We start from the raw sequence: 8,995 nt of genomic DNA, 5'->3' as shown, positions 1-8,995 counted from the left end.
GACGAATTAAAAGGGGGAGAAGGCGATGACGACGAATTAAAAGGAGGCGATGGCAACGATCAACTTTACTGGCAATGCCGGAAAAGATATCCAAGGCAGGCGATATCGGCGACGACGAATTAAAAGGAGGCGAAGGCGATGACGAATTAGAAGGAGGCGATGGCAACGACCGAATTTATGGTCAAGGCGATAACGATATCTTACTTGGCGGGAAAGGTAACGACCTCCTCGATGGTGGAGAAAACAACGATTCTCTCGCAGGTAACGAAGGCAACGATTTCTTATATGGTCGCGTCGGACGAGATACCCTCGATGGCGGAGTTGGCAACGACAACATTTCCGGTGGCGAAGATGCCGATATCCTTCTCGGTAAAGAAGGTTTCGATCATATCTCTGGCGGTAGCGGCAACGATCAAATTATCGGAGGTGAAGGCAACGATCAATTATATGGTCAAGCTGGCAGCGATCTAATAGAAGGCAATGCAGGCGATGACTTAATTGAAGGAGGGGAAGGCGATGATGAATTGTACGGTCATGGGGGAAGCGAACGCATTTCCGGTGACGCAGGCGATGATATCCTCGATGGTGGAGAAGGCAGCGACCAACTCAAAGGCGGCGACGGCAACGATACCCTCACCGGAAAAACAGGCGACGACTACCTCGACGGCGGCAAAGGCGATGACCTTTTAGCAGGCAACGAAAACAACGACAAACTTTTCGGTTTTGAAGGCAACGACATCCTCGACGGCGGTAGCGGCAACGACACCCTCGATGGCGGTAGCGGCGACGACCAACTTGCAGGCAAAGCAGGCAACGATATCCTATCCGGCGGCGTCGGCGACGATATCCTCGATGGCGGCGACGGCAACGATAACCTTGCAGGACTTGCAGGCAACGACCAACTCGACGGCGGTAACGGCAACGACATCCTATCCGGCGGCGATGGCAACGACTTCCTCTTCGGACAACAAGGCAGCGATTCCCTCTCTGGCGGCAGCGGCAACGACTACCTCTCTGGCGGCGACGACAGCGATACCCTCATCGGCGGATTCAACAACGACCAAATTTACGGCAACTCTGGCGACGACTTCCTCGACGGTACTGGTGGCAATGACTACCTCTCTGGCGGCGATGGCATAGACAACCTATCCGGCGGCGATGGCAACGACCAAATCTACGGTAATGCAGGCAGCGACAGCATCGCAGGCGGTGCAGGCGATGACCTCCTCGAAGGCGGCGAAGGAGATGACCGCATTAATGCTGGTATCGGAAATGACCAACTTTACGGCAGATCCGGCAACGATATCCTCGACGCAGGTATCGGTGACGACTACATCGAAGGGGGGTTAGGCGACGACCAAATTACCGCTGGGGAAGGCAACGACCAACTATACGGTCAAGAAGGGGAAGAGGTTCTCGATGCCGGTGCAGGCAACGATTACTTAGAAGGAGGTGACGGATTTGACACCCTTACCGGCATGTCCGGCAACGATTATATTCTGGGTAATGCAGGCAACGACATCATCAACGCCGGTGCTGGTAACGACTGGATCGATGCTGGAGAAGGGGATGACTGGGTGGATGCCAATTCCGGCGACGACATCATCAACGGCGGCATGGGTCGCGACTCTCTGTACGCTGGTAGTGGCTTGGATACTTTTATACTTACTCCCAGCTTCGGCGTCGATACAATTTACCGCTTCAATGCCAGTGTAGATATGTTGGGATTAACCAATCTCACCTTTGAAGACCTCAAAATTACCCAAGGTACGGGTAGCAATGTTAACAATACCCTGATTAGCCTTAAAGACACCGACGAACTATTAGCGTCATTAGACGGAATTAACGCCAATAGTATCACCAGCGCTAATTTTACCTTGATGTAGGAATATGGATTGCGGTTGCATCTGAATCATTAATAGGGACGCATCAGAAAAACTTTGTGCTGGCGATAAAATTTCCTTTAGCCTTAGTCCCTACAACCAAACGGCGGGGAAGCTTTCTTGAAACAAGAACTTTCACCCGCCGTTTTAACGCATACCTGATGCAAAATCACAAACAAACTCAATCACCTAGAGTTATATCGTTGACCGTTGCATCGGAATTAATCCCTGTAGGAGCAATTAGCAATTAGCAATTACCAATTAGCAATTAGCAATTAGCAATTACCAATTAGCAATTAGCAATTAGCAATTACCCAGAAAGCCAATCATTCCGATGCAACCAGATTTGATATTACTTCTCCACAATTGGACGACCTTGAGTGTCGATATCTAATTCTTCGCGCCGCAGGGTTTCTTCAGCGGTGACTGTATCTTGATCTGCAACTTTTCTGACTCGCACTTCTTCCCGCACAACCGTTTCTTTGTGGATATCGGGAGTTTCTTCGTAAATATCCATGCGAATAACTTCGCCTTCACGGAAATCGGCGTTACCGGCATCGATTGGTGAAACATCGTGGGGGGTTGTGCGTTCGATAATCACGCGCTCTTTTTCCACGGGGACTGCAACGCGAGCAGTTTCTGTTTCTACGCGCTTACCGATTGCAACTTCTCCAGCTTTGCGACGTTCTTTGTTAGCAATCAAGCGTTCTTCGTATAATCTCAAAGTTTGAGCATCGCGATCGTTCACATTATACAAAGAAGGCTCTTGTTCGTAGTTGTATGTGTTGCGATCGTAAGTTTGCGGTTGAGTTACGGTATCTGTAACAGTCATTGGACGGTATACGCCGCGCACCTCTTCCTCATAGTCGTAATCAACTTTTTCTAAATCTTTGAAGTCAGGCAAATTTTCTACTTGCTCTTTCGTCAGACCACTGACATACACCCGCCGATCGGTGTAATCAACACGACCCATACCAACAGGCAGCAAAACTTTCTTGCCAAAAACCCAGAATCCCGTATCTACAACAAAATAGCGGAATCGTCCAGTTTGCTCATCGACTAAAATATCGTCAACCGAACCCACTTTTTCATCGCCCTGGGCATAAACAGAAAACTTCTTGATATCCTCTGCATCCGAGGTATCTTGAGCATAGTCTTGATAGAAGTCTCCAATTTTAACCAGTGTCATCTTCTTTAGCTCCATTTCTACCATTACTTCCCATGCTAATCATCTAAAAAAATTCATCATCCTTCCATTGAAATAAGTAATTGGAAAATCTTTTCGCTTAAACTACCTCAATTCCACTGCATCTATCGATAGACAGATATTTTTATTTTTATGACTCAAGCCTCTAGGAAGTCGTTCCTCTAAAAAAATGCCGCTATTGTGAGGACGGAATCTAATTGATTACAAAGCGCGGAAAATTTATCTGCAAACCGAACCAGAGACACGCAAGGCTGAGTACAAGCGCGAAAGAGTTGCGATGATTCTACGATTAGTAGGATGGATTGCTTTGTGGCTACAAATTGCGTTAGCAGCTGCTTCTTCTTTAATGTTGGTGTTGGCAATCTCTGGTCGGAATTTTAATCAAGCTGTAACCCCGGCACCGGAAACGGGTGTAGTTAATTCGGCTGGGGGAACACCAGGACTTGGCATTGGTGTTTTTTGGGCATTTTGCGGAATTTTAGCGCTTTTGTTTGGTGCTTATTTGGCTTTTCGTCAAACTCGTTTTGCCAGAAGGCTTCGCCATCCCAACCACATTTTGCATCCGAAAAAAACAGAGGTAATGCGAGTTCTGCGCTTGGGTGTCATTGCCGGTTTGGTGGGAATGTTACTCACAATCCTGGGAGGTGGGGCAACCCTAGGCGTGCTACTATCAAAATCGATTTCCCAGCCTCAAGGTGTGGCAATTTACAACCCCGCTCGATTTATTAGATCTCTCGATATTTTTGTCGCTATGGCAAATATGAATGGCATTGCTGCTAACTTTATCGGTACGGTAGCTTCCTTGGGACTGTATAACTGGTTGGATAATCAGCAGTCCGGTTAATTAATTATCATTACAGTCGGAGTTTTTGGCTAATGGCTAATTGCTAATAGTTTTGAGTAGGGTGCGTTAGACGAGAGTACGGCACCAACAATTTTTTCAAGCAGATATCCCAGCCACATCTTGACGATTGAGTTTTTGCAATATCGCATCCAGCACTCTCTGTTCTGGTTCGGAAACCTCGCCGTTACTTTCGGCAATGCGACGGCATTGAGCTAATAGCGGTACGGCAAAATCGGGATTGAGTTGGTCTAACAATGCATCCAATGGTTCGGGGGATTTGATGTTAGCAGCAATCTTGTTGAGAGAATCGGCATTTAATTGCAACGCCTTCAATTCTGGCAATATATCTTCCCAGTTTTTGTTGGGATAACTTGCCAAAATCGTGTGAACCATAATTTGATCCATCACCGCTTGTTGCGCGATGGCAACATCCAAATATTTCTCGCTTTGTTGCTGAATCGCTTGCAGCGTTTCGGTTCCAGGTTGTGCGGCATCTTCTCTCACTTTGGCTTCGTAAAACTCCCGCGCCGCATATCCCAGCGCGTACAGCATCGTCGCATTCGTACTCGCACCAATCATCGCGCCAGCTAGCGGTACGTTGCGTAAAAAGCCCAAACCCGCTTTCATGGCGTTGCTACCACCCAGCGCTAGCCCAAAAATTGCCAAAACCTCGCCTTTTCGGGCTGGATCTTGCAAATCCATCCCATAAGCAGCCGCAATTTCATAAACCATTTCGGTTTGAATCGCGGTAGTCGCGGCTAAATCGATCGCCAGCAGTGCTGCCGCTACACCGGGTAAAATGCTGCTAGCAAGTCCGACACCACCCGCTTGGATCGCTTTTTCCACCATAATGCGATGGGCAATTTCGCTGGGATATTCGTTGGGATACTTTTGTTGCAGTTCCTTGACTTGAGCTTCGGCTTTGGCTAAATCGACGCGATCGCTTACCGAAAAATTGGGTTGTTAGCCCCGTCCTTCTAGGACGGCTTTTAAAAGATGTGGTATACTTACGCTAAGTTAGTCAGCGTAATCATGCTTGTATTTGAGGCGAAACTGGAAGGGGTGAAACAGCAGTACGAAAGGCTTGATGAAGCCATACGTACTGCTAGATTCGTCCGCAACAGATGCATCAGGTACTGGATGGATAACAAGGGGATTGGTAAGTACGAGTTGAGCGCATATTGTGCAGTCCTCGGAAAAGAATTCCCGAATGCTTGCAAGCTTAACTCTCAAGCCAGACAGGCATCTGCTGAACGAGCTTGGAGTTCTATTGCAAGGTTCTACGACAACTGCAAGAAGAAAAAGCCAGGTAAAAAAGGATTCCCACGCTTCAAGAAGCATCAAACTCACGGTTCCGTCGAGTACAAGACGACGGGATGGAAGCTTTCGGAAGATAGAAGAACTATCACCTTCAGCGATGGGTTTGAGGCAGGAAGCTTTAAGATGTGGGGAACCCGTGACTTGCATTTCTACCAGTTGAAGCAGATTAAGCGAGTTCGTGTTGTTCGCAGGGCTGACGGGTACTACGTTCAGTTTTGTCTTGACCAAGAACGCATAGAGAAGAGAGAACCAACAGGTAAGACCATTGGGTTGGATGTTGGACTGACTCACTTCTATACCGATTCCAACGGTCAGACGATTGATAATCCCCGTCACTTGAGGAAGTCCGAAAAGTCTCTTAAACGACTCCAGCGTCAACTTTCTCATACCGAAAAAGGCTCGAAGAATAGAGATGCGGCTCGAAACCGCCTGAGCAGAAAACACCTCAAGGTAAGTAGGCAGCGTAAAGATTTTGCCGTGAAGTTGGCAAGATGCGTAGTCCAGTCTAACGACTTGGTGGCATACGAGGACTTGATGGTGCGGAACATGGTGAAAAACAAGAAGCTGTCTAAGTCCATATCTGATGCTGCATGGTCTAACTTCCGTAATTGGTTGGAATATTTCGGCAAGGTGTTTGGGGTGGCAACAGTTGCTGTTCCACCTCACTACACCAGCCAAAACTGTTCTAGCTGCGGGAAAGAAGTCAAAAAGTCGTTGAGTCAACGAACACATCAATGTTCTCATTGTGGGTTTGTGTTAGACCGAGACTGGAATGCTGCAATCAACATTCTTGAGTTAGGACTACGTACCGTGGGGCACACGGGAACGTTAAACGTCTCTGGAGACATCGACCTCTGCATTGGTGAGGAAACTCCTCAATGTAAGCCGAGTCGTGGAAAGAGAAAGCCCAAGCAGTGATGTTTGGAATCCTCGTGCGTTCACGCCGAGGAGGATGTCAACCCAACTAACCAATCTAGCCTCAGTACGCCAGCGACTCGTTTAACAAAGGGAAGATTGCCGACGTAAGTTACCGCTTGTCCGGTTCCTTGGGTTGCTTGTTCAATCAATCGATAGGTTTGTTTAACAGCAGCTTCCCCCAAATCAACTGCTATGTCAACAACCGCTTTGCCTGCGTTCAATGCAGATTCTGTTGTCTCGGTAATGAAATCTAAAAAACCAGACTTTTGCGGTGAATTAGTTTCTTTTTGTGGATTTGATTCTTGGTTCATCACTGTTTTTCAATTAACGACAATATGCCAGGTTTTCAGATTGGACGTAGCCTCTTAGAGGCACTGTAATCGGCACCCAACCATCAGTTCCTAAATTTGCAATCGTCACTCTTCTTCCATTCGCGACGACTCCAACACTTTCCCCATCAGTGGAAGGTGCTTGATGTACGTTAATTCCTCTGACGGCTGCAACTCGGCGGCAGTTAGTAGGAGGTGGGGGAGTTGCTACTTCACACCTAAAAAGATCGGAAGATTGGTAGCCCCGTCAATTCATTGCGGGGCGGAAAATCGACGCGATCGGTTTTAACCGCAGTCAATATTAAGCTTAATTAATGCAAGTTATTAGACTCAAAAAAGAATGTACAATTTAAAAATAAATCAATTGGGAGGTGACAATAATTGGCTAGAAGTAAGACATCAACATTCGTAACAGAACTGCCATTAATCGTAGATAGCTGGCAAGAAAAGCAGCTACTATCTCGTTTTCAAGCAGCGCGGCAACTATACAATGCCTGCCTCAACTCAGCAATGGCAAGAATGAATCTGGTACGTAAGTGTGAAACTTACCAATTAGCCAAGCAAATAGCTCGCCAGTCCAAAAAAGCCAGAAGCGACGCCTTCACTACCGCAAGGCGAGAGTACAGATATTCCGACTACGACATTCAAGCCTATGCCACAATTGTTAGCAATCGCTCCCAATGGATAGCTCAACTAATTGACTCCAACACCCAACAAACCATAGCCACCAGAGCTTTTAGAGCCAGCGAAAAAGTCTTGTTTAACAGAGCTAAGAATGTTCGTTACAAAGTCCCGGCTAGATTTAGAAGCATAGAAGGCAAAACTAACAAGCAAGGCGTCAGGTGGAAAGATAACCAACTGGTTTGGAGTAAATTAAAACTGTTGCCGATAATTGACAAGGACAACCCTGTAATTCAACATGGTTTAAATTCCCCAGTAAAATACGTTCGCCTGTTGTGGCGAGAGTTAAACGGTAAGCGACGCTGGTACGTTCAGCTAATTAACTCTGGACTACCATATCAAAAACAGAAAAACTATGTGGCTGATGGAGTCATTGGTTTAGACCTCAATATTTCCAATATTGCCTTCGTTGGAGATAGCAAAGCTGGACTGCTCCCATTCGTAGATAAAGTGCCAACTTACGAACGGGAGATAAAAGTCTTGCAGCGTCAAATGCAACGTTCTCAACGTTGTTCAAATCCTCAAAACTATGAAACTGACTTTACCGCCAGTGCCGGAGGCAAATCTGTTGTTAAAAAAGGTAAGCATAAGAAAGGATTTCGACAATGGAACAAGTCTAAAACATATCAAAAGATAGCTAGGAAGAAGAGAGAGTTAGAACGCCGTAAGAGTGCTTATGCCAAGTCTCAAAATCGTAGAATTGTTAACGAGATTTTGAGGCATGGTAAGCAGAGCAAAACCGAAAATGTATCGGTGAGGTCATGGCAGAAACGATACGGTAAGGCAATTAGAGCTAAATCTCCTGGTTTTGTCCAATCCGAATTGGCTCGTAAAGCTGAAAATGCTGGCGGGTCATTAATAAAGTTTTCTACCCAAAAAACGGCACTGTCGCAAACTCATTTGACTGGTGAACGCATTAAGAAAAAGCTTTCGGAGCGCGTTCATTTTGATCAAACGGGATTGGCGATGCATCGAGATCTTTTTAGTGCTTATTTGAGTAGATTTGTCAATGAGGAAGGTGTCCTTCTATTGCATCTCGCTGTCGAGCAGTGGGAGAGGTCGGAGCCTTACTTGCACGAGGCATGGAAGGATTTTCAAACAAACCGCGAACAATTAGGCGCGTCCGAACGTAGGCAGTCTCATTCTCCCGAGCGAGCGGTCAAGGGCAGAGTTAGGAAATGTTGACCAGATAGCTATTTTCGAGCGAAAAGTTAACTCTAATTCCTGGCCTGATTCTCCGTCTCTTTAGAGCGGAGAGTGGCTCAAGCTCCGAGTAAACCACCATATACGTAGCCTTGTAGCGGCGCTGTAATTGGTATCCAACCATTCTCGCCAAGACTTTGAATCGTCACAGTTCTTCCGGAGCGGATGATGCCAATCGCTTCGCTGTTAACCGTCGGTTGTCGCCGAACATTAAGGCCATTCCTAGCAATAACCTGGCGACAGCTTTCTGAAGCTTGCGCTAGTAACGCAAGTTGCTAGTTATCTTTATTAGGGCTGCTAACAGCTAATGGCTAATAGCTAATGGCTAATGGTAGAACTCAAAAATATGCCCACGATCAATTAGCAATTAGCAATTAGCAAGACCGAATTTTATAACTAGCAACTTGAGTTAGTAGATATTCACCTTGATTCTGCGTTTGATTTGTATCAGCGGCGAACCCAGGAGCAACTAAAACTGTTGCCGTCAACAAGAGCGAACTTGTTAAGGTTGTATATTTTTGCCAGATTCCCTTCTGTTGCATCGCTTTATCTCCTTTTAAATCTCTATGCCAAAACCTTATAAAAGGTTTTCAGATAGCTCATCTTCTCC

General features: G+C 46.4%; 9 protein-coding genes and 1 pseudogene. 4 read left to right on the top strand and 6 right to left on the bottom strand.

Annotation, left to right across the window (positions count from 1 at the left end; translation table 11 throughout):
• Positions 1–74: 74 nt before the first annotated feature.
• The gene (locus MiSe_RS32720; protein WP_226587988.1) at positions 75–1,886 is read left to right on the top strand and encodes a calcium-binding protein; all 1,812 of its coding nucleotides are present in this window, start codon (positions 75–77) and stop codon (positions 1,884–1,886) included.
• Positions 1,887–2,235: 349 nt separating this feature from the next.
• On the opposite strand, the gene MiSe_RS32715 is transcribed toward MiSe_RS32720, so the two are convergent.
• Complete coding sequence (locus tag MiSe_RS32715; protein WP_226587986.1) at positions 2,236–3,072, bottom strand: DUF2382 domain-containing protein; 837 nt, start codon at positions 3,070–3,072, stop codon at positions 2,236–2,238.
• A 241-nt stretch (positions 3,073–3,313) separates the two neighbouring features.
• Here MiSe_RS32715 and MiSe_RS32710 point away from each other — a divergent pair, with 241 nt between their 5' ends.
• Complete coding sequence (locus MiSe_RS32710; protein WP_264196745.1) at positions 3,314–3,934, top strand: DUF3611 family protein; 621 nt, start codon at positions 3,314–3,316, stop codon at positions 3,932–3,934.
• A 96-nt stretch (positions 3,935–4,030) separates the two neighbouring features.
• On the opposite strand, the pseudogene MiSe_RS32705 reads toward MiSe_RS32710, so the two are convergent.
• Positions 4,031–4,879: pseudogene (locus MiSe_RS32705) on the bottom strand (hypothetical protein); the annotation flags it as partial.
• 87 nt (positions 4,880–4,966) lie between these two features.
• On the opposite strand from MiSe_RS32705, the gene MiSe_RS32700 reads away from it, so the two are divergent.
• Positions 4,967–6,172, top strand: a complete 1,206-nt coding sequence (locus MiSe_RS32700) for an RNA-guided endonuclease InsQ/TnpB family protein (RefSeq protein ID WP_226587995.1) — start codon at positions 4,967–4,969, stop codon at positions 6,170–6,172.
• Between the two features lie 20 nt (positions 6,173–6,192).
• On the opposite strand, the gene MiSe_RS32695 is transcribed toward MiSe_RS32700, so the two are convergent.
• Positions 6,193–6,483, bottom strand: coding sequence for a hypothetical protein (locus MiSe_RS32695; protein ID WP_226587980.1), 291 nt, complete (start codon positions 6,481–6,483; stop codon positions 6,193–6,195).
• Positions 6,484–6,496: 13 nt separating this feature from the next.
• A complete protein-coding gene (locus MiSe_RS53075; protein WP_226587993.1) occupies positions 6,497–6,658 on the bottom strand; it encodes an SH3 domain-containing protein in 162 nt (53 codons plus the stop codon).
• Between the two features lie 224 nt (positions 6,659–6,882).
• Here MiSe_RS53075 and MiSe_RS32685 point away from each other — a divergent pair, with 224 nt between their 5' ends.
• Positions 6,883–8,367: a transposase gene (locus MiSe_RS32685; RefSeq protein ID WP_226587978.1), complete on the top strand. Its 1,485-nt coding sequence runs from the start codon at positions 6,883–6,885 to the stop codon at positions 8,365–8,367.
• Between the two features lie 77 nt (positions 8,368–8,444).
• Here the strand turns inward: MiSe_RS32685 and MiSe_RS53070 are convergent, their stop codons facing one another.
• The gene (locus tag MiSe_RS53070; RefSeq protein WP_226587991.1) at positions 8,445–8,615 is read right to left on the bottom strand and encodes an SH3 domain-containing protein; all 171 of its coding nucleotides are present in this window, start codon (positions 8,613–8,615) and stop codon (positions 8,445–8,447) included.
• 144 nt (positions 8,616–8,759) lie between these two features.
• On the bottom strand, positions 8,760–8,927 hold the full coding sequence (locus tag MiSe_RS32675) for a hypothetical protein (protein ID WP_226587976.1): 168 nt from the start codon (positions 8,925–8,927) through the stop codon (positions 8,760–8,762).
• Positions 8,928–8,995 lie beyond the last annotated feature (68 nt).

The sequence above is a fragment of the Microseira wollei NIES-4236 genome (assembly GCF_020521235.1).
GTDB classification, from domain to species: domain Bacteria; phylum Cyanobacteriota; class Cyanobacteriia; order Cyanobacteriales; family Aerosakkonemataceae; genus Microseira; species Microseira wollei.
Note: the sequence above shows the minus strand (reverse complement) of the source record. Positions and strands in the feature narration are given on the sequence as shown.

Coding starts and splice junctions, on each gene's coding strand:
- MiSe_RS32720 (WP_226587988.1), top strand. CDS start 75: ATGCCGGAAAAGATATCCAAGGCAGGCGATATCGGCGACGACGAATTA.
- MiSe_RS32715 (WP_226587986.1), bottom strand. CDS start 3,072: ATGACACTGGTTAAAATTGGAGACTTCTATCAAGACTATGCTCAAGAT.
- MiSe_RS32675 (WP_226587976.1), bottom strand. CDS start 8,927: ATGCAACAGAAGGGAATCTGGCAAAAATATACAACCTTAACAAGTTCG.
- MiSe_RS32700 (WP_226587995.1), top strand. CDS start 4,967: ATGCTTGTATTTGAGGCGAAACTGGAAGGGGTGAAACAGCAGTACGAA.
- MiSe_RS32695 (WP_226587980.1), bottom strand. CDS start 6,483: ATGAACCAAGAATCAAATCCACAAAAAGAAACTAATTCACCGCAAAAG.